At 63.5% G+C, this 21,167-nt stretch carries 20 protein-coding genes; 9 read left to right on the plus strand and 11 right to left on the minus strand.

The annotated features are described in order from the left end of the window. The 3 genes from NKI47_RS20995 to NKI47_RS21005 are packed head-to-tail and all read left to right on the plus strand — an operon-like array spanning position 1 to position 2,123. Complete coding sequence (locus tag NKI47_RS20995) at positions 1-963, plus strand: homoserine kinase (protein WP_023674141.1); 963 nt, start codon at positions 1-3, stop codon at positions 961-963. Next, complete coding sequence (gene rnhA / locus NKI47_RS21000; RefSeq protein ID WP_352593371.1) at positions 960-1,487, plus strand: ribonuclease HI; 528 nt, start codon at positions 960-962, stop codon at positions 1,485-1,487. The genes NKI47_RS20995 and rnhA overlap by 4 nt, the downstream gene beginning before the upstream one ends. Positions 1,488-1,529: 42 nt before the next feature. Then, on the plus strand, positions 1,530-2,123 hold the full coding sequence (locus NKI47_RS21005; RefSeq protein ID WP_352593374.1) for a histidine phosphatase family protein: 594 nt from the start codon (positions 1,530-1,532) through the stop codon (positions 2,121-2,123). Between the two features lie 4 nt (positions 2,124-2,127). On the opposite strand, the gene NKI47_RS21010 is transcribed toward NKI47_RS21005, so the two are convergent. The 3 genes from NKI47_RS21010 to NKI47_RS21020 form a co-directional block, all read right to left on the minus strand. Next, complete coding sequence (locus tag NKI47_RS21010) at positions 2,128-2,607, minus strand: DUF2938 domain-containing protein (RefSeq protein WP_352593377.1); 480 nt, start codon at positions 2,605-2,607, stop codon at positions 2,128-2,130. Positions 2,608-2,754: 147 nt separating this feature from the next. Continuing rightward, entirely contained in the window at positions 2,755-3,255 is a 501-nt protein-coding gene (locus NKI47_RS21015) for a peroxiredoxin (RefSeq protein ID WP_023674145.1), read from the minus strand. 82 nt (positions 3,256-3,337) lie between these two features. Beyond that, positions 3,338-4,144 (minus strand): protein-disulfide reductase DsbD domain-containing protein, encoded by an 807-nt coding sequence (locus tag NKI47_RS21020; RefSeq protein ID WP_352593380.1) that lies wholly within the window; start codon positions 4,142-4,144, stop codon positions 3,338-3,340. 147 nt (positions 4,145-4,291) lie between these two features. Here NKI47_RS21020 and NKI47_RS21025 point away from each other — a divergent pair, with 147 nt between their 5' ends. Next, complete coding sequence (locus NKI47_RS21025) at positions 4,292-4,900, plus strand: YqgE/AlgH family protein (RefSeq protein WP_031211061.1); 609 nt, start codon at positions 4,292-4,294, stop codon at positions 4,898-4,900. A 24-nt stretch (positions 4,901-4,924) separates the two neighbouring features. Here the strand turns inward: NKI47_RS21025 and NKI47_RS21030 are convergent, their stop codons facing one another. The 4 genes from NKI47_RS21030 to thrC are packed head-to-tail and all read right to left on the minus strand — an operon-like array spanning position 4,925 to position 11,132. Next, positions 4,925-7,813 (minus strand): EAL domain-containing protein, encoded by a 2,889-nt coding sequence (locus NKI47_RS21030; RefSeq protein WP_023674148.1) that lies wholly within the window; start codon positions 7,811-7,813, stop codon positions 4,925-4,927. A gap of 2 nt (positions 7,814-7,815) precedes the next feature. Next, a complete protein-coding gene (locus tag NKI47_RS21035; protein ID WP_352593383.1) occupies positions 7,816-8,412 on the minus strand; it encodes a GNAT family N-acetyltransferase in 597 nt (198 codons plus the stop codon). A gap of 15 nt (positions 8,413-8,427) precedes the next feature. Further along, positions 8,428-9,720, minus strand: a complete 1,293-nt coding sequence (locus NKI47_RS21040) for a M16 family metallopeptidase (protein ID WP_023674150.1) — start codon at positions 9,718-9,720, stop codon at positions 8,428-8,430. 14 nt (positions 9,721-9,734) lie between these two features. Then, positions 9,735-11,132 carry a threonine synthase gene (gene thrC / locus NKI47_RS21045; protein ID WP_352593386.1) on the minus strand — a complete coding sequence of 466 codons (1,398 nt, stop codon included), beginning with the start codon at positions 11,130-11,132 and terminating at the stop codon, positions 9,735-9,737. Positions 11,133-11,260: 128 nt separating this feature from the next. Between thrC and NKI47_RS21050 the strand changes: the two genes are divergently transcribed. Beyond that, entirely contained in the window at positions 11,261-11,959 is a 699-nt protein-coding gene (locus NKI47_RS21050) for a hypothetical protein (protein WP_352593389.1), read from the plus strand. Between the two features lie 38 nt (positions 11,960-11,997). Here NKI47_RS21050 and NKI47_RS21055 read toward each other — a convergent pair whose 3' ends face one another. Further along, complete coding sequence (locus NKI47_RS21055) at positions 11,998-12,687, minus strand: HAD family hydrolase (protein ID WP_023674153.1); 690 nt, start codon at positions 12,685-12,687, stop codon at positions 11,998-12,000. A 180-nt stretch (positions 12,688-12,867) separates the two neighbouring features. On the opposite strand from NKI47_RS21055, the gene NKI47_RS21060 reads away from it, so the two are divergent. Next, the gene (locus NKI47_RS21060) at positions 12,868-14,001 is read left to right on the plus strand and encodes a site-specific DNA-methyltransferase (protein ID WP_023674154.1); all 1,134 of its coding nucleotides are present in this window, start codon (positions 12,868-12,870) and stop codon (positions 13,999-14,001) included. 8 nt (positions 14,002-14,009) lie between these two features. Here NKI47_RS21060 and NKI47_RS21065 read toward each other — a convergent pair whose 3' ends face one another. The 3 genes from NKI47_RS21065 to mutY all read right to left on the minus strand — a co-directional run bounded on the left by NKI47_RS21065 (position 14,010) and on the right by mutY (position 16,141). Beyond that, complete coding sequence (locus NKI47_RS21065; protein ID WP_352593392.1) at positions 14,010-14,213, minus strand: hypothetical protein; 204 nt, start codon at positions 14,211-14,213, stop codon at positions 14,010-14,012. A 192-nt stretch (positions 14,214-14,405) separates the two neighbouring features. Continuing rightward, positions 14,406-15,017 (minus strand): HAD family hydrolase, encoded by a 612-nt coding sequence (locus NKI47_RS21070; RefSeq protein WP_352593395.1) that lies wholly within the window; start codon positions 15,015-15,017, stop codon positions 14,406-14,408. 11 nt (positions 15,018-15,028) lie between these two features. After that, positions 15,029-16,141 carry an A/G-specific adenine glycosylase gene (gene mutY, locus NKI47_RS21075; RefSeq protein WP_352593398.1) on the minus strand — a complete coding sequence of 371 codons (1,113 nt, stop codon included), beginning with the start codon at positions 16,139-16,141 and terminating at the stop codon, positions 15,029-15,031. A gap of 49 nt (positions 16,142-16,190) precedes the next feature. Between mutY and NKI47_RS21080 the strand changes: the two genes are divergently transcribed. From NKI47_RS21080 to smc, 3 genes are all read left to right on the plus strand, one after another. Then, positions 16,191-16,691: a DUF721 domain-containing protein gene (locus NKI47_RS21080; RefSeq protein WP_352593401.1), complete on the plus strand. Its 501-nt coding sequence runs from the start codon at positions 16,191-16,193 to the stop codon at positions 16,689-16,691. Between the two features lie 129 nt (positions 16,692-16,820). Then, positions 16,821-17,567 (plus strand): DsbA family protein, encoded by a 747-nt coding sequence (locus NKI47_RS21085; RefSeq protein WP_352593404.1) that lies wholly within the window; start codon positions 16,821-16,823, stop codon positions 17,565-17,567. A gap of 117 nt (positions 17,568-17,684) precedes the next feature. Continuing rightward, positions 17,685-21,143, plus strand: coding sequence for a chromosome segregation protein SMC (smc, locus tag NKI47_RS21090; protein ID WP_352593407.1), 3,459 nt, complete (start codon positions 17,685-17,687; stop codon positions 21,141-21,143). The last annotated feature ends 24 nt before the right edge of the window (positions 21,144-21,167 follow it).

Consider the following 21,167-nt stretch of genomic DNA (forward strand, 5'->3'; position numbering starts at 1 on the left):
ATGGCGGTTTACACCGACGTCAACGAGGGCGAGCTCGGCGCATTCCTCAGGAACTATCCGGTCGGCGACCTCTTGTCCTACAAGGGCATCGCCGAAGGTACCGAAAACTCGAATTTTCTGCTGCACACCAGCAGCGGCTCCTACATCCTGACGCTTTACGAGAAGCGCGTCGACAAGGCTGACCTGCCGTTCTTTCTCGGCCTCATGGCCCACCTCGCCAGAAAGGGCATTTCGTGCCCGCTCCCGGTCACCGCACATGATGGCGGTGTGATCGGAACACTTGCCGGCCGGCCGGCGGTCATCATCACCTTTCTCGAAGGCCTGTCGCTGCGGCGGCCGACGGCTGCGCATTGCGGCGAGGTCGGCAAGGCGCTGGCGGCACTGCATCTCGCCGGCGCGGATTTTCCGATGACCCGCCCCAACGCCCTTGCCATCGATGGCTGGCGCAAGCTGTGGAATGCCGCCCGCGCCCGCGCCGACGAGGTCGAGCCGGGACTGGCTGCCGAGGTCGATGCCGATTTCGCCGATTTCGAGCGGAACTGGCCGAACGGTCTGCCGCGAGGCATCATCCATGCCGATCTTTTCCCGGACAATGTGTTCTTCCTCGGCGAGAAACTGTCCGGGCTGATCGACTTCTATTTCGCCTGCAACGACCTCTACGCCTATGACGTTGCCACGTGCCTGAACGCCTGGTGCTTCGAGAAGGATTTTTCCTTCAATCTGACCAAGGGCACGGCGCTGCTTGCCGGCTACCAAAGCGTGCGGCCGTTGAGCAGTGACGAGAAAGCTGCGCTGCCGATGCTGGCGCGCGGCTCGGCGCTGCGCTTCATGCTGACCCGGCTCTACGACTGGCTGACGGTCCCGGACGGCGGGCTGGTGATGAAACGCGACCCGACCGAGTATATCCGCCGGATGCGCTTCCACCGGGCGATCAACTCTCCTTCCGAATATGGACTGACATGACCAAGCGCGTTGAAATCTTCACCGATGGTGCCTGTTCGGGCAATCCCGGGCCTGGCGGCTGGGGCGCAATCCTGCGCTTCAACGGCGCAATTAAGGAGCTCCATGGCGGCGAGGCTGCCACCACCAACAACCGTATGGAACTGTTGGCGGCCATCTCGGCGCTTAATGCGCTCAAGGAGCCCTGCGCCGTCGATCTTTATACCGACAGCAACTATGTCAAGGACGGTATTTTCAGCTGGATCGACGGCTGGAAGCGCAACGGCTGGAAGACGGCCGCCAGGCAGCCGGTGAAGAATGCCGAGCTGTGGCAGCAGCTCGACGCGGCGCGTAACCGCCATCAGGTCACCTGGCATTGGGTCAAGGGCCATGCCGGCCATCCCGAGAACGAGCGCGCCGACGAATTGGCGCGGCTCGGCATGGCGCCATTCAAGAAAGGCCTCGTCAAGACTGCGGCGCCAGACCCAGGTTCACAGTCAAAGCAGCCGGCCGCCACAAAGGCGCGGCGCTCGACGCAAAGCTATTGAATTCCGGCTGCGGGTCCGCTCTCTGGCAGGAAAGCTCTTATCATGCCGATTGCATACTACATCACGCATCCCCAGGTTCAGGTCGATGCCAACGTTCCAGTGCCGGAGTGGGGACTGTCCGACATCGGGCGAGCGAGAACATCTGCAATGCTCGATCAGCCGTGGGTTGGGTCGATCCGGCGGATCGTGTCGTCGGGTGAACGCAAGGCGATAGAAACCGCCGAGATACTCGGAAGGCATCTCCGCCTTGCAGTCGAGGTGAGGGAACGGATGCATGAGAATGACCGATCGGCAACCGGTTTCCTGCCGCCATCGGAGTTCGAAGCGGTCGCCGACCAATTCTTCGCCAATCCAAACAGCAGCATTCGTGGATGGGAGCCAGCTATCGAAGCCCAGCGTCGTATTCTAAGCGAGGTAGACACTGTGCTACGCACCGACGCCGCCGTCGACGTTGCTTTCATAGGTCACGGAGGTGTCGGAACGCTCCTGCTGCTCTCTTTGAGCGGTCGGGAAATCAGCCGCGAGGCGGATCAGCCAGCGGGCGGTGGGAACTACTTCGCATACGATATCAGCGCGCGTCGCGTTATCCATGGATGGCAGCCGATCGACAGGCCGACGCAGCGCCGCGACGGTTAATTACCTATCGGATCAGCAGGGCGGTGCCGAACAGTCCGATTGCGAACACCGTGTGCGACACAAGATTGAGGGCGCGGACCTGCATCGGATTGGGGCGCCTCGAAGCGGCCCAGCCGGCACCCATGCCGGGCGCCAGCAGAAACCAGCCGGCGCCGACGGTGACGATGCCGAGGGCAAAGGCCGGCAGGAAGGTCGGCGCGGTGAGCCAGGCCGTTCCGGCCAGCACGACCAGTATGATGCCGTAGACGATACCGACAGCATAATGAAAGGCCCAGCCAAGTACTGATTCATGCGGGTAGGGCGAGGCCTCGCCAATGTCGTCATGGAAGACCTTGCCTTCCCTGAGATGCCAGACCCAGCGGCCGACCAGCCCCCAGTTCGGTCGCGGTTGGGCAAAGGCCTTGCTCAGGAAAATCGCCCAGACATCCATAAGCGCGGTTGCGCCGATGCCGATCGCGACGCTGCGCCAGACGATGTCAGACATAATCGAGGTCCCCAAAAGCAAGCAGTCCCGAAGGGCCGACACATGGCCCCGAAAACCGGGTCGGCTTTCGGAAGGATCATGCGCCGATGCAAAAGTCAGCGTCCTTTGGACGTTGAGCGCTCGAAGGCGCCCTTTGCCGTGCCTGGCCTAGGCTGTCGCCAGGACGGAAAGCTGTCCGAGAATGTGAGCCGCACCGGATTCGTCGACGCCGGGCTTTGTCTCGACATTGAGTGCGGTGACCTTGCCGTCATCGACGATCATCGAAAAACGCTTCGAGCGTAGCCCCATGCCGCCGCTGGAGAGGTCGGCGTCGAGGCCGACCGATTTGGCGAAATCGCCATTGCCATCGGCAAGATAAAGGATTTTGCCTTCACCGCCGCTGAAGCGGGCCCAAGCCCCCATGACGTGAACATCGTTGACCGAGACAACGGCGATAGTGTCGACGCCGCGCGCCAGGATGGCGTCGTAATTGTCCAGGTAGCCGGGCAGATGATTGTTGCTGCAGGTCGGCGTGAAGGCGCCTGGAACGCCAAACAGCACGACCTTCTTTCCTGAGAATATCTCGCCCGTCGTGATCGGCCTTGCACCGTCGGCGGTCATTGTCTTGAAGGTCGCATCGGGCAGTTTGTCGCCAACGGAGATCGTCATGATGGTCCTCGCTTGGAAATGGAAGGGAGTGTCCTTGCGATAGCGAATTAAGGCGCGCCCGGCAACCGTCCAGACGTTGGCATCACGGGAATGGCAACAGGCCTTCGACCGCGCCTGCGGCACTTGTCAGTGTGTAGTGCAGGCCGCCATCGGTTGGCGTTGTCGACGGCCTGTCGAGGATCGACACCGTAAAGATCAGCTTGCCATCCTTTTCGCTGCGTGCCGGGGCACCGAACATGTAGTCGCGTTCGCCGGCAACGAAGAAGTCGGCGCCCTCGGGGCTGCCCGGAAAGCTCGCTTCGACAATCAGCGTTTCGTGGTCGCCCGGCAGTACGTTTATGCCGAAATCGGGCGTTGCCGTGGCGGGCAGGGTTGCAAGGCCCGCCTTGACCAGTGCCGCATCCTCGGCGTTGTCGGGATCGGCGCCGGGATCGACGGTCAGCCTTGTCTGCACCGGGATGCAGATGGTTTCGCAAATGCCGAGGAAGATGTCCGCATCGATGACGGCCGGCTGGCCGGGCGCGGCAAGCGTGAACGTCACCGGCAACGAAACCGGGTGGTCGTAGCCGGCCCATTTGCCATAGCCGTCATCGTGGCGCTGCGGCGGCGGAAACGAAAGCGTCGCGTCGGCAATGTTGGTGCTGGCCGAGACGTCGATCTGTGGCGGCACGCCCGCATCACCCGGATCGCGCCAATAGGTCTTCCAGCCCGGCTTCAGCGCAATGTCGAGGACGCCCTGGAGACGTCCGGCCTCGTCGGCTTTGCCGCTTGTTACCAGCCGCACCCTGCCGCCTTCGCTGTTGTACCAGGCCGACGAGGAGGCTGAGGCGGGGAGGCCGGTCGCCGATCCAATGGCCACACCAAGCAGCAGGATTTTCAAGCTTTGCATGGCGATGATTTGATCGTCTGTTGATGGCCGCACAATGATTTCATGACGCCGCCAGCATCATATTTGCGTGACCTTCGATTTACGAGCCTGATCAAATCGGGCGCCGCCCATCTTTTCGACGCCCCGGAAACGCGTTACCCTGTGGCCATGGATTTGTTGCGCCATAAAAGGACGGCCGCAGGACCCGGCTTTCTCGACGATCAGTTCCTGATTGCCATGCCCGGCATGAAGGACGACCGCTTCACGCGCTCCGTCATCTACATTTGCGCGCACAGCGACGAAGGCGCGATGGGGCTGATCATCAACCAGACGCAGCAGATGCTGTTTCCGGACCTGCTCGTGCAACTCGGCATCATGAACGAGCTGGAGGCAATTCGCCTGCCGCCGCCGGCGCGCGACTTCGTCGTGCGCAATGGCGGACCGGTGGATCGCAGCCGCGGCTTCGTTCTGCATTCGGGCGACTACCGGGTGGAATCCTCGCTCGCCGTGTCCGATGATGTCTGTCTGACCGCGACCGTCGACATATTGCGCGCCATCTCCTCCGGCCGCGGACCCCGGCGGGCTCTGATGGCGCTCGGCTATGCCGGCTGGGGTGCTGGCCAGCTTGAAAACGAGATCGTCGAGAATGGCTGGCTGACTTGCCCGGCAAGTGCCGAGCTTCTGTTCGACGCCGACATCGACCGCAAATACGACCGGATCCTTGCCTCGATCGGCATCGATCTCGCGCATCTCAGCCTGGCTGCCGGTCACGCCTGAGCCTCATTACGTCCCCGAAACTTGTCACGCTTGAGTGAGCGGATACTGTTCCTTCAGCGTCTTCAGCACCTGGTCGCCCGGCATCGGCGCTCCGAACATGAAGCTCTGCACGTATTCGCAGCCCATCTGCCGCAACTCCAGCGCATCGCTCTCGTCCGAAATGCCTTCGGCGACAACCGACAGGCCGAGTTCATGCGCCATGTTGACCATGGATTTGAGCAGCACCGCACGTTTCGGCGTCGCGTCGTCGACGAAGCTCTTGTCGATCTTGATGGTGTCGAACGGAAAGCGCGTCAGATAGGCCAGCGATGAATAGCCGGTGCCGAAATCATCCAGCGACAGGCCGATGCCAAGCTGCTTCAACTTGGTCAGCACATGGGCGGTCTGCTCGGGATTGTCCATCACCAGCGATTCGGTGAGTTCGAGCCGGAAGCAGCGCGGTTTCAGGTTGGCTCGCGCGATCACCGAGCGGACGTCGCTGACCAGGTCGCGGCGGATGAGCTGGCGGCTGGACAGATTGACCGAGACCGACAGCGGCGCATCGCCGATCTGCTTTTGCCATCCCGCCAGGTCTTCGGCAGCCTGCTGCATGGCGAACAGCCCAAGCTGCACGATCAGGCCGCAGTTTTCGGCAACCGGAATGAAATCCGCCGGTGGGATCATGCCGCGCCGCGGATGGTCCCAGCGCAGCAGCGCTTCGAAGCCTGCGACGCTGCCGTCCTCCAGCCGCACGATCGGCTGGTAGGCAAGCGTGAATTCGCGTCGTTCGATGGCGCGGCGCAGATCGGACTCGAACTGCAGCCGGTCGGTGCCGACGGTGCGGAAGGCGGGACGGAACGGCTCGATCCGGTCGCCGCCGAAGCGCTTGGCCTGATGCATGGCAAGCTCGGCATCCTTGACCATGTCCTCGGCCGAGGTCTGCGTGGCGGTCCAGGTGATCAGCCCGATCGAGGCCGTCAGCACGATCTCGCGCTTGGCGAAGGTGATCGGGTTGTTGATGGCGTGCTTGATGGCATCGGCAATGGCCGCGATGCGGGCCGGATCCTGCTCCGACAAAAGCATCAGCGCGAACTGGTCGCCGGCAAAGCGCGACAGCGAATCCTTCGGCTTGAGCAGTCGGTGCAGCCGCCGCGCGATAGTCAAAAGGATGGTATCGCCGGCCGAGATGCCGAGCCCGTCATTGACCTGCTTGAACCGGTCTATGTCGATGACGAAGACGGTCGGGCGCACCTTCTCTTCGGTGCGGGCAATCGAAATGATCGCCTCCAGCCGGTTCATGAACAGCTCGCGGTTGGGCAGGCCGGTCAGATTGTCGTGCACGGCGTCATGCAGCAGCCGTTCCTCGGATTTCTTCTGCTCCGTCACGTCGACCATGGTGCCGACGCAGCGGATGACCTCGCCGTCCGAGCCGATCACCGGCCGGGCGCGCAACGAAAACCAGTGATAGTGCCCGTCGGCGCCGCGCAGGCGGAAGTTTTGCGACACCCGGCCGCGCCGATGCTCGAGCACCACGTCGAGCGTCGTGCGAAACGTGTCGCGGTCGTCGGCATGCAGCACCGGCAGCCAGTTGCGGGCAGGGCCGCCGAGGCTGTTGGGGGCAAGACCGAGCTGAATGCTGACGTCGGGACGAGTGACGACGCGGTCGCGCAGCACGTCCCAGTCCCACACAGTATCGCCCGATCCGGCAACCGCCAGCGCCTGCCGCTCAAGGTCGGAGAACAGGCCCTGATGCAGCGCGCCGCCGGCAAAAGCGTGCTGCATCACGGTGAAGCCGATCAGCAGGATGATGAGGATCAGCCCACCGCCCAGCGCCGGCTGAGCGATATCGTTGTCCAGCATGCCGGTGATTGCCATCCACGATCCGCATAGCCACAGCAGAACCATCACCCAACTGGGCACCAGCATGATGGCGCGGTCGTAACCGCGGATACCGAGGAAGATGATCAGGCCGAGCCCGGTCAGCGCGGTGGCGGCGAAGGACAGCCTGGCAATTCCGGCGGCAACCGCCGGATCGATGATGGCGACACCGGCGATCAGCACCAGCCCGAGGATCCAGACCAGTGCGCCGTAGCTGAAATGGCCGTGCCACCGGTTGAGGTTGAGATAGGCAAACAGGAACACCACGAAGGTCGCCGCGAGCGCCACCTCCGTTCCGGCGCGCCACATCTGCTCATTGCCCGGTGATATCTCTATGATCTTGTTGAGAAAGCCGAAATCGACGCAGATATAGGCAAGCACCGCCCAGGCTAGGGCCGCCGTTGCCGGGAACATCGAGGTCCCCTTGACGACGAAAAGAATGGTCAGGAACAGCGCCAGCAGGCCGGCGATGCCGATGACGATGCCACGAAACAGCGTGTAGGAATTGACCGAATCCTTGTAGGATTCAGGGTCCCACAGATAGACCTGCGGCAGCTTGGGCGAGGCGAGCTCGGCGATGAAGGTAATCACCGTTCCGGGGTTCAACGTCACCCGGAACACGTCGGCGTCGGGGCTGGTCTGACGGTCGAGCGCAAAGCCTTCGCTGGGCGTGATCGCAGCGATACGGGTCGAGCCGAGATCGGGCCAGAACAGGCCGGAATTCACCAGCCGGAAATGCGGTGCGACAATCAGCCTGTCGAGCTGCTGGTCGGTGGTATTAGCGAGCGCGAACACCGCCCAGTCACCGGTCGAGCGCGCATCATTTGCCTCGACCTCGATGCGCCGCACGATGCCGTCCGGGCCTGGCGCGGTCGACACCTGAAAATTCTCGCCCTGGTTCCGGTAGATCGAGACGGCCCCCGAAAGATCGAGCGCAACGTCGTCGCGGGCGATCTTGATCGGTTCTACGGCAAACGCCGAGGATGCCGCGCAGAGCGTGACGATTGCCGCCAGCATAAAGGCAAGCAGCGACCCCTTGCGCAGAAAATTCGTCAAAATCAGTCCTTTGTTCCAACGCCCGGCGGATCGTCCGCGATTCGGGCGTATAGGTAATGGTCCTGCCAGATGCCGTTGATCCTGAGATAGGATCGTAGCAGTCCTTCGCGCCGGAATCCGGCTTTTTCAAGCACGCGGATCGACCGGGCGTTGTCGGGAATACAGGCAGCTTCGATCCGGTGCAATCGCAGCGTTTCGAAGGCGAAACGCGTCACCACCTTGACGGCATCGGTCATCAGGCCGCGTCCGCTGAAGCGCTCGCCGATCCAGTAGCCGATATGGCCGCTTTGGGCGACCCCGTGGCGGATATTGCTGAGGGTGATACCGCCGGCCAGCCTGCCGCTGCTTTTCTCGAAGATGAAGAAGGCGATCGCCGTCCCCTGCGCGTAGTCCTCGCGGTAGCGCCCGATACGATGCCGCCACGCCGTGCGGTCGAGTTCGTCAGGGGTCCATCGCGGCTCCCACGGCTCAAGAAAAGCGCGGCTTTCACTCCGCAGCACCGACCACTCGCGATAGTCGTTGGTCAGCGGTACGCGCAGCGTGACAAGCTCGCCCTTCAGTGCCGGCAGGTCGCGGCGAAAGAAAGGGAGCGCGAACACGACGCTCGAATAGGCTTAGACGGCAAGCTTACGGGCAGTGGTCTGCGTGCCCGAAAGCGAATCGAGGATTGCCTCATAGGGCGCGAGCGTACCCACCGGCCCGACGGCTGTAAGCGTCGGCTTGGTCGAAAAAAGCCGGGACGACAGATCCGTCAGCCGCTCGACAGTCAACGCCGCCAGCCGCTCCATCAGCTCTTCCTTGGCGATCGGCCTGCCGAACAGAAGCAACTGCCTGGCGATCTGCGAGGCGCGGCTGGCCGGGCTCTCGGCCGACATGATCAGCCCGGCGCGGTATTGGGCACGCGCCCGGTCAAGCTCCTCCTGCAGGATGTTTTCACCGGCCTTTTGCAGCTCGTCGATGATCACAGGCACCAGCTCGGCAATATCGCTTTGTCCGGTCGCCGCATGGACCCCGAAGACGCCGGTGTCGGAAAAACCCCAATGGAAGGCATAGACCGAATAGCACAGGCCACGTTTCTCGCGGACTTCCTGGAAAAGTCGCGACGACATGCCGCCGCCCAGGATCATCGACAGGACCTGGGAGGCATAGAAATCGCGGACGTGATAGGCGCGGCCCTCGAAACCCAGCACGATCTGGGCGTCCATCAGGTCGCGGTCCTCGCGAAAATCGCCGCCGACATACTGCGCATATTGCGGGATGGTGCCGTCGGCCTTGCCGCGGAAGCTGCCGAGACGCTTTTCGACCTCCCGCACGAAATCGTCGTGCTTGATATCGCCGGCCGCCACCATCACCATGTTCTCGGCGCCGTACTGTCGTTCGATGAAGTCGTGCAGCTGCTTCGAAGTGAAGGATTTGACGGTTTCCGGCGTGCCAAGAATCGAGCGGCCGATAGTCTGGTGGCGGAAGGCGGTCTCGGTAAAGTGATCGAAAACGACGTCGTCGGGCGTATCGTGCGCGGCGCCGATCTCCTGCAGAATCACATGCTGCTCTCGTTCCAACTCCTGCGGATCGAATTCGGATTCCTGCAGGATGTCGGAAAGGATATCGACGGCCAGCGGCACGTCGTCGCTTAGAACCCTTGCATAATAGGAGGTCGTCTCGACGCTGGTGGCGGCATTGATCTCGCCGCCGACGTCCTCGATCTCCGAGGCGATCTCGAAGGCGCTTCGCCGCCTGGTGCCCTTGAAAGCCATGTGCTCGAGCAAGTGCGCCATTCCGTGCTCTTCGTCACGCTCGTTGCGTGCGCCCGACTTGACCCAGGCGCCAAGGGCAACAGATTCGAGGCTTGGAAGGGTTTCGGTGGCGACTGTCAGGCCGTTCGACAGACGGCTTACCTCAACACCCATATGGCAATTACTCCCTAACGCGCCGCCCGCGTGTGGCGGCCGAGATAATCTTCCACCATTTTCAGGTCGGATGGAAGTACCGTGTATTTTTCCTGGGCGCTCATCAACCCGCCTAGCCATGCAGGCAGGGCAGGCGATACGCCGCTGGCGGCTTCGACGGCGGCGGGAAACTTTGCCGGGTGCGCAGTGCCCAGCACCACCATCGGCACCTCACCCGCAGCCTTGCCGGCGGCCACATGCACGGCCGCGGCCGTATGCGGGTCGAGCAGATAGCCGCTCGCCGCAAGTGTGGTGCGGATGGTGGCGGCGACCTCGTCCATGGTGGCGCGGCCGGCGTCGAATTCGGAGCGGATCTTGGCGATTTCGCCGGGCTCGATGGTGAAGGCGCCGGACTGCTTGAGCCCGTTCATGTAGCGCCGTACGGTCGAGGCATCGCGGCCGGACGCTTCGAACAGCAAGCGTTCGAAGTTCGAAGACACCTGGATGTCCATCGAGGGCGACGTGGTCGAAAAGACCCCCTTCATGCGGTATTCGCCGGTCGCCAGCGTGCGCGCCAGAATATCGTTGTCGTTGGTGGCGATGATCAGCCGTTCGATCGGCAGCCCCATCTTCTTGGCGGCATAGCCGGCGAAGATGTCGCCGAAATTGCCGGTCGGCACGGTGAAGGAAACCGGCCTGTCGGGCGCGCCGAGCGACAGGCCGGACGAGAAATAATAGACGATCTGGGCCATGATGCGGGCCCAGTTGATCGAGTTGACGCCGGACAGCGATACCCGGTCGCGAAAACCGTGGTCGTTGAACATGGCCTTTACCAGGCCCTGGCAGTCGTCGAAATTGCCTTCGATCGCCAACGCATGGACGTTTGCGGCGGTCGAGGTCGTCATCTGCCGCTGCTGTACCGGCGAGACGCGGCCGTACGGGAAAAGCACGAAGATGTCGGTGCGGTTGCGCCCGGCAAAGGCATCGATGGCGGCCCCTCCGGTGTCGCCGGAGGTGGCACCGACAATGGTGGCGCGCTGGTCGCGCTCGGCCAGCACATGGTCCATCAGCCGCGCAAGAAGCTGCATCGCCACGTCCTTGAACGCGAGCGTCGGGCCGTGGAACAGCTCGAGCACGAAGCTGTTCGGCCCGGTCTGCACGAGCGGGCAGACGGCCTCATGGCGGAAGGTCGCATAGGCTTCGCGCACCAGCCGTTCGAACACCGGCGCCGCGATCTCGCCGCCGAGGAACGGCGACAGCACACGGATGGCAAGATCGGGATAGGCAAGGCCGCGCATGGCGCGGATCTCGGCTGCGGAAAAATGCGGCCAGGCGCTCGGCAGGTAGAGCCCGCCGTCGCGCGCCAGTCCGGCCAGCACCGCGTCGGAAAATCCAAGCGCGGGCGCTTCCCCGCGGGTACTCACATATTGCATCGTCACGTTTCCATTGCTGCCGGGAATTTTCGCCCGCCGCGAGGTGGTGGATTTCTGCGCAGGCTCAGTCGCATTTTTGCCGCGCGGTTGATATACGTCACCGGCTTTGCGAGAGGGAAGTGCAGTTCATGGCGTTTCATTCATTCAACGGTCGTTTTGTCGCGGGTCTGGCGCTCGCCGGCTTTATGCTTGCCGCCGCAGGTTGCCAATCGAGCGACAATGGAATTCTCGGCTTCGGCAAAAAGGATACGACACCGCCACCGCCACCCGATCCCAAGGTGCTTTCCAGCCAGCTGCAGGCCTATTGCCCGAAAGTGACGTTGCGTGACGGCACTGCCTTCTTCAATACCTACGCCAAGAGCGGTCCGAAGCCGAAGAAAAAAACCGATGTTGCCGCCGAGGAAGCCGCCCAGCCGGCAGCGGACGCGGCTGGCGCCGATCAGCCGGACGATTCCGCCAAGATCATCTATCAGGCTTCGATCACCGATGTGACCCGCGACTGCAGCCGCGCCAACGGCTCCTTGTCGATGAAGATAGCCGTCGCCGGCAAGGTCGTGCCTGGCCCGATGTTCACCCCCGGCTCCATCACCATGCCGATCCGCATCGCGGTGATGCACGGCACCGAAGTTCTCTATTCGCAGCTTCACTCCTATCAGGTCCAGGTTACCGATCCTTCGAGTGCCACGCAGTTCGTCTTCACCGATTCCAACGTCGTCGTTCCGGAGCCGACGGCGAAGGACTACCAGGCATATGCCGGGTATGACGAGGGCGCTCCGAAAGTAGCGACAGACAAGCCGAGGAAGAAGAAAGCCGCCGCGACCAACTGAGCCGCTGCATTCGCGCCACGGCGGTTGGAGGCGGCCTCTCAGGCGTCCGCCGACCATTCCGACAGCGCGGCGATCACGCTTTTCAGTTCCGCCCAGCGGCGGATGACCGTTTCCGCGCCGGCCTCGGTCAGCGCATCGGCGTGGCCGGGATAGCTGTGCGCCGCGCCGGTGAAGCCGATGACGCGCATTCCCGCCGTCTTGGCGCCGGTGACGCCATGCACCGAATCCTCGATGACAAAGGTGTTCGCAGGATCGGCCTTGAGCTTTTCCGCGGCGAACCGAAACACGTCCGGCGCCGGCTTGGATTTCCCGGTCGGGGTTTCCAGCGAGGAAAAGATACGGCCGGCAAAGAACGGCAAAAGCTGCACCTTCTCCAGCATGAATTCGATTCGCTCCGAACGCGAATTCGAACAGACGCAGCGCGGCACTGCTACCGCGGCGACAGCCTCGTGCGCCCCGTCGATGGCACGCACGTCGCTGCGCAGCCGACGATCGACCAGCTGTTCCTCCTTGTCGATCAGCGAGGCCTGGAACGGGATCCGGGACTTTTCCTCGACCCGCATCATGATGTCCTTGAAAGTCAACCCGGCATAGACCTCGGAAATCTCCTCGGCCGATATCTCGTAGCCGGCCGAGGTCAACAGCTCGGCATCGATCCGCGCGGCGATGATTTCGGAATCGACGAGCACGCCGTCGCAATCGAAGATGACAAGGTCTGGCTGGGGCATGGTGATCCGGAAAGCGGGATGAGGGGAATGCCGAGGGCCCTTTGGTCCAAACGGCTCAGGCGGCGCGGCATACACCAACAGGCCGGGCTTCGCAAATTCGGCGGGCTGCTTCACTGAATATTTACGCTGATCGGTAACCATAACGGACAGTAAACAGTAACGCGTGCCTTGGGTGTCACAATGTCTGCCGTGCGTCTTCTCGACGAGCTTTCCGATGCTCCCCAGCAATCCGAGTGGCTGGATACGATCCTGAAGGGCGACTGCGTCGCCGCGCTCGAACGGCTGCCGGAAAAGTCGATCGACGTGATCTTCGCCGATCCGCCCTATAATTTGCAGCTCGATGGCGATCTGCACCGGCCCGACCAATCCAAGGTCGATGCCGTCGACGACCATTGGGACCAGTTCGACAGTTTTGAGGCCTACGACGCCTTCACCCGCGCCTGGCTGCTGGCGGCGCGCCGTGTGTTGAAGCCCAACGGCACGATCTGGGTTATCGGCTCCTACCACAATATTTTCAGGGTCGGGGCAAAGATGCAGGACCTGGGCTTCTGGATCCTCAACGACGTCGTCTGGCGCAAGACCAATCCAATGCCCAATTTCCGTGGCCGCCGTTTCCAGAACGCGCATGAGACGATGATCTGGGCATCGCGCGACCAGAAGGGCAAGGGCTACACTTTCAACTACGAGGCGCTGAAGGCATCGAACGACGACGTCCAGATGCGCTCGGACTGGCTGTTTCCGATCTGCACCGGCGGCGAGCGCCTGAAGAACGACAATGGTGACAAATTGCATCCGACGCAGAAGCCGGAAGCGTTGCTTGCCCGCGTCATGACGGCATCGACCAGGCCGGGCGACATCGTGCTCGACCCGTTCTTCGGTTCAGGAACCACCGGGGCTGTGGCCAAGCGGCTTGGCCGCCACTTCGTCGGCATCGAGCGCGAACAAACCTATATCGATGCCGCCATGGAACGTATCGATGCGGTCCGGCCGCTGGAAGGCGCCAATTTGACGGTACTGACCGGCAAGCGCGCTGAGCCGCGCGTCGCCTTCGTCACGCTTCTCGACAATGGCCTGGTGGCGCCAGGCGCCACGCTTTACGACGCCAAGAAGCGCTGGGCGGCAAAAGTGCGCGCCGACGGCACGCTGGCGATCGGCGACAGTGCCGGGTCGATCCACAAGATCGGTGCGGAAGTCCAGGGGCTCGACGCCTGCAATGGCTGGACCTTCTGGCATTATGAGCGCAGCGGCGGCCTGACACCGATCGACGAGCTTCGCCGCATTGCGCGGCTGGGCATGGAGCGGGCAGGGGCCTGATCGTAGGATCAGGCCTTATCTTCCTCCAAAATAATTTCGGTCAACTCACCTTTGGCCATCAGTGAAAGCTGGCTGGTGAAGCGGGCCAGACGCGAATAGTCCGTACGAAGCCGAACGCGTGTAAAATCACGGGCCTGGATCTCTTCCGCAACCTCAATCTGGACGGTCAAATGGCCGACACCGTCTGCCGGGAAGACCGAGATATTTATCAAGCCGGGCGAACTCAGTGCCAGAGTTGCGCGCTAAAGGGGATAGGCTCGCAGCGACGCGAGAAATTCCCTTACGTCGTTCGTTGGAAAATTTGCGGAGCCACGTCCCCGAAAATGGCCATGCTCGATATCAGCATCGAGTATTGGCCAGTCGGGATCAAAGGTTAAAAAAAGTTTGCCCATTTTGAATTCCGGTCAGGTCGCGATGCCGTATCGCTCAAGGTCCGCCTTGAGCGTCTGGGCGTCGGTGAACAGCACAGCCTGCCAACCGGCCGCCTTGGCGCCGTCGACATTCTTCTGGCTGTCGTCGATGAACAGCGTGGCTGCCGGATCGAGGCCGAACGCGGCGACGTGGTGATCATAGATGGCGCGATCCGGCTTGATCTGGCGGATGTCGCCGGAAACGGTCACGCCGCGCGGCCGATTGAGGAAATCGAAACGCTCGCGGGCCTCGGCAAGCGTATCCGCGGCGAAATTGGTCAGCATCGTCACGTCATGGCCGCTGTCGATCAGGCCGATCATGATGGCGACGCTGTCCTCATAGGCATGAGGCACCATCTCGTGCCAGTGCCGGCGGAAATTGCGGACGTTTTCGGCGTGCTCGGGATACTCCGCGATTGCCAGCGCTTCGGCCTCCTCCCAGCTGCGGCCGCGGTCCTGCTCGATATTCCAGTCATGCGTGCAGACATTGTCGAAGAACCATTTCCGTTCGTCGGGATCGGGGATCAAGCGGCTGAAAGGCAGGTTCGGATCGTAGTGGATCAGCACTTTGCCGATGTCGAAAACGATGTGGCGGATTTCAGTCATTCTTCTCTCTTTCAATGCGGCCGCTGCTTCGTCGTCGCGCCCGGTATCGCCGCTTCGATTACCTTTTTCATGACGGTCGGCAGCGCTTCCCCGGAAATTTCATGCGCCAGCGACCAGAAATGCCCTGCCGGGGCGGCGCTGTCGGTCTCCGCCTTGAACACGTCGAGTTTGAGCGCGAAGTGGGTGAAGACATGGCCAATGCGTCCGGCCCGCCGCCAGTCGCCGGAGAACGGGGCTGCCGCATCGGTGGTGGCGCCGTCGATCCGCGCGGTCCAGCTGGTCGTGGGCACTTCGGTCATGCCGCCGAGCAGGCCTTTATCCGCGCGCTTGCGCAAAAGGATGGCGCCGTCGCCCCTGACGGCAACGAAAGCGGCGCCGCGGCGCAAGGGTTTTTCGGCCTTTGGCAGGCGGACCGGAAAGCGTTCGGGGTCGCCTGAGGTGGTCGCGCTGCAATCCTGCCGTACCGGGCAAAGCATGCAGCCGGGCCGGCGCGGCGTGCAGATCGTCGCGCCCAGGTCCATCATCGCCTGGGCGAAGTCACCCGGCCTTGTCCGGGGGACCATGCGCTCGACATGGCCGCGTATCTCGCCCTTGGCCTCGCCCAGCGGCGTGGCGATCGAAAACAGCCGTGAGACGACCCGCTCGACATTGCCGTCGACGACGGCGGCGGGCCGGTCGAAAGCGATCGCCGCGACTGCCGCCGCCGTGTAGGCGCCGATCCCGGGCAGTTCCTTCAAACCGGTCTCGCTGTCCGGAAAGCGACCGCCTTGCCGCGCGACGAGATCGGCACAGGCTTTGAGGTTGCGGGCGCGAGAATAATAGCCGAGCCCGGCCCAGGCCTTCATGATGTCTTCGGTCGGTGCCGCCGCCAGTGCTTCGACCGTCGGCCATTTCTGCGCGAAAGCCCGGAAATAGGATTTTACCGCCTCGACCGTGGTTTGCTGCAGCATTACCTCGGAAAGCCAGACCAGATAGGGATCGGGCCGCGCGCCGCCTGCCAGCGCGCGCGGCGGAACGCGCCAGGGCAGGTCGCGGTGATGCGCGTCGTACCAGCCAAGCAGCCGGAACGCGATCTCGCCATCGTCTCCGGATACGGCCTTGCGGGTCTGGTCGTGCAGTGCCATTGATCGAGGATCGGCCCTAATCCACTGGTGCTGAAGCTGGAGAACGCACATGGCAGGGAAAAGGCCCTTCGGCAATCCCGTTCCGGTGAGCGATCTCGCAACCGAGATACTCGACCCGGTGCTGCGCAAGCGGGCCGGCATGTCGATCGGGCTGGTCCAGTCGTGGGAAGAGATTGCCGGGCCGCGGCTTGCCGGCCGCTCGCGCCCGGAAAAGATCCAGTGGCCGCGCCGCATGCATGAGGACGATCCGTTCGAGCCGGCGGTGCTGGTCATTGCCTGCGAGGGTGTGGCGGCACTGCATCTGCAGCACGAGACCGGCGAGATCATCAACCGGGTCAATGCGTTTCTCGGTTTCAATGCGATCGGCCGGATCAGGATCGTGCAGAAGCCGGTAATGACGGGCCGGGAAAAGCCGAAACCCAGTTTGCGGCCGCTGACCGTGGCCGAGAAGGCGAAGCTGTCAGGCGCGGTCGGTTTGATCGAGGACGACGGGCTGCGCGCCTCGCTGGAGCGGCTTGGCGCCACCATTCTCGGCCAAAAGAAGCCGTGATCTCGCGCTATCGTGATGGCATGCTCGAACTTGGCGATTGGAATAGGGACGGCAATGCCTTAATTCGCGCCAACTCTCGCTTTTTGTAGCCTTTGCATTGCAAAATCCAACTATTGCCAGGTGATTCGTATGATCCGCTCCTTGTCCCGCAGAAACCTCTTGTCTTCGCTGGCCGCCATACCAGCGGTGGCTCTGCTTGCCGCATGCAGCGACTCGGGCGAGAAAGCCGAGGCGCAGGATGTGACGCCTGCGGCCCCCGCCGATTCGACGAAACCCGCCGACCCTGCGAAGCCGGCCGCTCCAGCCGCCGCCAAGGCGCCGGAAGCTCAGGGTACGGTGGACATGGCGGCCTTGTTGAAGCCGGGCGCGCTGCCCGACATGCAGCTCGGCAAGGACGACGCAAAGGTCACCATCGTCGAATATGCCTCGATGACCTGCCCGCACTGCGCGCATTTCGCCGAAACCACTTTTCCGGAGCTGAAGACGAAATATATCGACACCGGCAAGGCCCGCTACATCCTGCGCGAATTTCCGTTCGATCCCAGCGCCGAAGCCGGTTTCATGCTGGCGCGCTGCTCCAAGGACAATTATTTCCCGATGGTCGACGTGCTGTTCAGGCAGCAGGCGAACTGGGTTGGTGTGAACAATACCAAGGACGCACTGCTGCAAATCGCCAAGCTTGCCGGTTTTACACAGGAGTCCTTCGAGGCCTGCTTGACGGATCAGAAACTTCTGGACGATGTGAGATCCGTCCAGAAGCGCGGCGCCGACGAATTCAAGGTCGATTCCACACCGACCTTTTTCATCAACGGAAAGACCTACAAAGGGGCGATGTCGATTGCGGAAATGTCGGCCATCATCGACCCTCTGCTCTGACGTTTCGGCGACGCCGAAGCCGCTGCGCTTCGGCGTGCGCGGCTTTTTGTTGTGCCGCGGGTTCTTGTCGCAAAGCCGCGGAAGACTTTTGCGGAACTTGGCTATGGGCCGGCGCGAATGAAGTTCTCGCGCCTTCGCCTCCTCGGCTTCAAATCCTTCGTCGAACCCGGCGAGTTCGTCATCGAACGCGGCCTGACCGGCATCGTTGGGCCGAACGGCTGCGGCAAATCGAACCTGGTCGAGGCGCTGCGCTGGGTTATGGGCGAAAGCTCCTACAAGAACATGCGTGCGTCCGGTATGGACGACGTGATCTTTTCCGGTTCGGGAACGCGTCCGGCCCGCAACACCGCCGAAGTCACGCTCTTCCTCGACAATAGCGACCGCACCGCGCCGTCCGCTTTCAACGACGCCGATGAATTGCAGGTCTCGCGCCGCATCGAGCGCGAGGCCGGCTCGCTCTACCGCATCAACGGCAAGGAAGCCCGCGCCAAGGACGTGCAGCTGCTGTTCGCTGACCAGTCGACCGGCGCCCGCTCGCCCTCGATGGTCGGCCAGGGCCGCATCGGCGAGCTGATCCAGGCAAAGCCGCAGGCGCGCCGCGCGCTGCTGGAAGAGGCGGCCGGAATTTCCGGCCTGCATACGCGCCGCCACGAAGCCGAGCTGCGGCTGAAGGCGGCGGAACAGAACCTCGAAAGGCTGGACGACGTCGTCGGCGAGCTGGAAAGCCAGATCGAAAGCCTGAAACGCCAGGCCCGCCAGGCCTCGCGCTTCAAGAACCTGTCGGCCGACATCCGCAAGGCCGAAGCGACGCTGCTGCATCTGCGCTGGACGCTGGCCAAGACGCAGGAAGGCGAAGCGCGTTCGGCGCTGGCGATTGCCACCGCGCTGGTCGGCGACCGTGCCGCCGCCCAGATGGCTGCCGCCAGGGAACAAGGCATCAACGCCCACCGGCTGCCGGACCTGCGCGATGCGGAAGCCGCTGCCGCCGCCGCCTTCCAGCGTCTATCGATCGCCAAGGCGCAGATCGAGGAAGAGGCAGGCCGCATCCGCGCCCGCCAGGCTGAGCTCGACCGCCGACTGCAACAGCTCGATGGCGACCTTGCCCGCGAGGAGCGCATGGTCCGCGACAATGCGGATATCCTCGAACGCCTCGCCGCCGAAGAAGCCGCGCTCAACGCCGAAAACGCCGGCGCCGCCGAGCGCGAGGCCAGCACCCGCGCGGCTTTCGAGCAGGCGGCATCGACACTTGCCTCGAGCGAGGCCAGGCTCGCCGCGCTGACCGCCGAACGGGCGGAGGCTGCCGCCTCGCGCAACCAGATCGAACGGACGCTGCGCGACACCGCTGAGCGCCGCGACCGCTTTGCCCGCCAGCTTGCCGATGTCGACCGCGAACTGTCGGAGATCGTCTCCAGGGTCGCCGGCCTGCCCGATCCCGCCGAGAAGCGGCTGCTGGTCGATCAGGCGCTGGCGCTGCTCGAAGAGGCTGAGGCAGCCGCCATTGCCGCCGAACAGGCGGTCGCCGAGGCGCGTGCAGGCGAAAGTGCTGCCCGCCCACCGGTTCAGGACGCAAAGGCCGAGCTGGCGCGGATCGAAACCGAGGCCCGCACGCTGGCCAAGATCCTCAACGCCGCCAGCGGCGATCTATTTCCCTCGGTGCTGGAGCAGATCAGCGTCGAGCGTGGCTACGAGACGGCGCTGGGTGCCGCGCTTGGCGAAGATCTCGACGTGCCGCTCGACCGCAGTGCGCCGGTACATTGGGGCCAGAGCGAAATCCAGCCTGCCGACGCCGCATTGCCCGAAGGCATAAGGAGCCTCGCCAGCGTTGTGCGTGCGCCGGCACAGCTGGCCCGCAGGCTGGCCCAGATCGGCATTGTCGAAGCCGCCGACGGAAGACGGCTGCAGACGCTGCTTGCTCCCGGTCAACGGCTGGTCAGCCGCGAAGGCGCGCTCTGGCGTTGGGACGGCTTCACCGCCAGCGCCGATGCCCCGACCGCCGCCGCGCAGCGGCTGGCGCAGAAAAACCGGCTGGCCGAGCTCGATGCCGAAGCAGTCCATGCCACGCGCACCCTGCGCGAAGCTGAACAAGCCCTTGCCCAGGCCGAACAGGCGCTTGCCCAGGCGAGCGAGGCCGAACGCAACGCCCGACAGGCCGGGCGCGACGCCCAGCACGGGCTCGACGCTGCCCGCAATACGCTGGCCGAGGCCGAAAAAGCCGGCGGCGAGCTGTCGAGCCGGCGTGCAGCACTTGACGAGGCGCGCGCACGCATTGTCGACAGCCATGAGGAAACGGCGGCGGCATTCGTCGAGGCGGAAATGCTGCTGCAGGACGCGCCCGATCTCGGCGATCTGCAATTGCAGCTCGAGCAGTCGGCCGCCAACGTCGCCCGCGACCGCGCCGCCCTTGCCGATGCGCGTGCCGTTCACGAGGGCCTGAGGCGGGAAGCCGAGGCACGTGCGCGCCGGCTCGACGCCATCGGCTTTGAACGGCGCAACTGGGTCGAGCGCGCCGAAAACGCCTCGACGCAGATCGCGGCGCTCGGCGAACGCAAAGCAGAGGCCGAGGCCGAGCGCGAGCAACTGGCCGACGCCCCCGACGAGATCGACGCCAAGCGGCGCGCCCTGCTGTCGCAGCTCGCCGAGGCCGAAAGCCTGCGCAAGGCAGCGGGCGACCGCTTGCAGGAAGCGGAGAACCGGCAGTCCGAGCTGGACAAGGCTGCGACTGCTGCCATCCAGTCGCTGGCCGAGGCGCGCGAATCCCGCGTTCGCGCCGAAGAGCGGCTGACCGCCGCCGACGAGCGTCGGCTGGAAGTCGAGGCGCGCATCCAGGAAACGCTGAACACGCCGCCGCATCTGGTGATCCGCCACACCGGCCTCGAATCCGACAGCCCGATGCCCGAAATGGCCGAGATCGAGCGTCAGCTCGACCGGCTGAAGGTCGAACGCGAACGGCTCGGTGCCGTCAATCTGCGCGCCGAGGAGGAGCAGAAGGAACTGTCGGACCGGCTGGAGACCATCGTCTCCGAGCGCGACGACATCATCGAGGCGATCCGCAAGCTGCGGCAGGCGATCCATAGCCTGAACCGCGAAGGCCGCGAGCGGCTGCTCGCCGCCTTCGAGGTGGTCAACGGCCATTTTCAACGGTTGTTTTCGCATCTGTTCGGCGGCGGCACCGCCGAGCTGCAACTGATCGAGTCCGACGATCCGCTCGAAGCGGGGCTCGAGATCCTGGCGCGCCCGCCCGGCAAGAAGCCGCAGACGATGACGCTGCTGTCCGGCGGCGAGCAGGCGTTGACGGCGATGTCGCTGATCTTCGCCGTGTTCCTGACCAACCCGGCGCCGATCTGCGTGCTCGACGAAGTCGACGCGCCGCTCGACGACCACAATGTCGAGCGTTTCTGCAATCTGATGGACGAAATGGCCGCAATGACCGAAACGCGCTTCGTCATCATCACACACAACCCGATCACCATGGCGCGCATGGACCGGCTGTTTGGGGTGACCATGGCCGAACAAGGCGTCAGCCAACTGGTGTCGGTTGACCTGCAGGCGGCCGAAGCCATGCGCGAGGCAAGCTGACGCATCAGCTTAATGGTGGTCTCC

Source organism: Mesorhizobium sp. M0633, from assembly GCF_040320645.1.
In the GTDB taxonomy this organism is placed as follows: domain Bacteria; phylum Pseudomonadota; class Alphaproteobacteria; order Rhizobiales; family Rhizobiaceae; genus Mesorhizobium.

Excerpts from the sequence above, each read along its gene's own strand:
- NKI47_RS20995 (WP_023674141.1), top strand. The coding sequence starts at position 1 with ATGGCGGTTTACACCGACGTCAACGAGGGCGAGCTCGGCGCATTCCTC.
- rnhA (WP_352593371.1), top strand. The coding sequence starts at position 960 with ATGACCAAGCGCGTTGAAATCTTCACCGATGGTGCCTGTTCGGGCAAT.
- NKI47_RS21005 (WP_352593374.1), top strand. The coding sequence starts at position 1,530 with ATGCCGATTGCATACTACATCACGCATCCCCAGGTTCAGGTCGATGCC.
- NKI47_RS21010 (WP_352593377.1), bottom strand. The coding sequence starts at position 2,607 with ATGTCTGACATCGTCTGGCGCAGCGTCGCGATCGGCATCGGCGCAACC.
- NKI47_RS21015 (WP_023674145.1), bottom strand. The coding sequence starts at position 3,255 with ATGACGATCTCCGTTGGCGACAAACTGCCCGATGCGACCTTCAAGACA.
- NKI47_RS21020 (WP_352593380.1), bottom strand. The coding sequence starts at position 4,144 with ATGCAAAGCTTGAAAATCCTGCTGCTTGGTGTGGCCATTGGATCGGCG.
- NKI47_RS21025 (WP_031211061.1), top strand. The coding sequence starts at position 4,292 with ATGGATTTGTTGCGCCATAAAAGGACGGCCGCAGGACCCGGCTTTCTC.
- NKI47_RS21040 (WP_023674150.1), bottom strand. The coding sequence starts at position 9,720 with ATGGGTGTTGAGGTAAGCCGTCTGTCGAACGGCCTGACAGTCGCCACC.
- thrC (WP_352593386.1), bottom strand. The coding sequence starts at position 11,132 with ATGCAATATGTGAGTACCCGCGGGGAAGCGCCCGCGCTTGGATTTTCC.
- NKI47_RS21050 (WP_352593389.1), top strand. The coding sequence starts at position 11,261 with ATGGCGTTTCATTCATTCAACGGTCGTTTTGTCGCGGGTCTGGCGCTC.
- NKI47_RS21055 (WP_023674153.1), bottom strand. The coding sequence starts at position 12,687 with ATGCCCCAGCCAGACCTTGTCATCTTCGATTGCGACGGCGTGCTCGTC.
- NKI47_RS21060 (WP_023674154.1), top strand. The coding sequence starts at position 12,868 with ATGTCTGCCGTGCGTCTTCTCGACGAGCTTTCCGATGCTCCCCAGCAA.
- NKI47_RS21070 (WP_352593395.1), bottom strand. The coding sequence starts at position 15,017 with ATGACTGAAATCCGCCACATCGTTTTCGACATCGGCAAAGTGCTGATC.
- mutY (WP_352593398.1), bottom strand. The coding sequence starts at position 16,141 with ATGGCACTGCACGACCAGACCCGCAAGGCCGTATCCGGAGACGATGGC.
- NKI47_RS21080 (WP_352593401.1), top strand. The coding sequence starts at position 16,191 with ATGGCAGGGAAAAGGCCCTTCGGCAATCCCGTTCCGGTGAGCGATCTC.
- NKI47_RS21085 (WP_352593404.1), top strand. The coding sequence starts at position 16,821 with ATGATCCGCTCCTTGTCCCGCAGAAACCTCTTGTCTTCGCTGGCCGCC.
- smc (WP_352593407.1), top strand. The coding sequence starts at position 17,685 with ATGAAGTTCTCGCGCCTTCGCCTCCTCGGCTTCAAATCCTTCGTCGAA.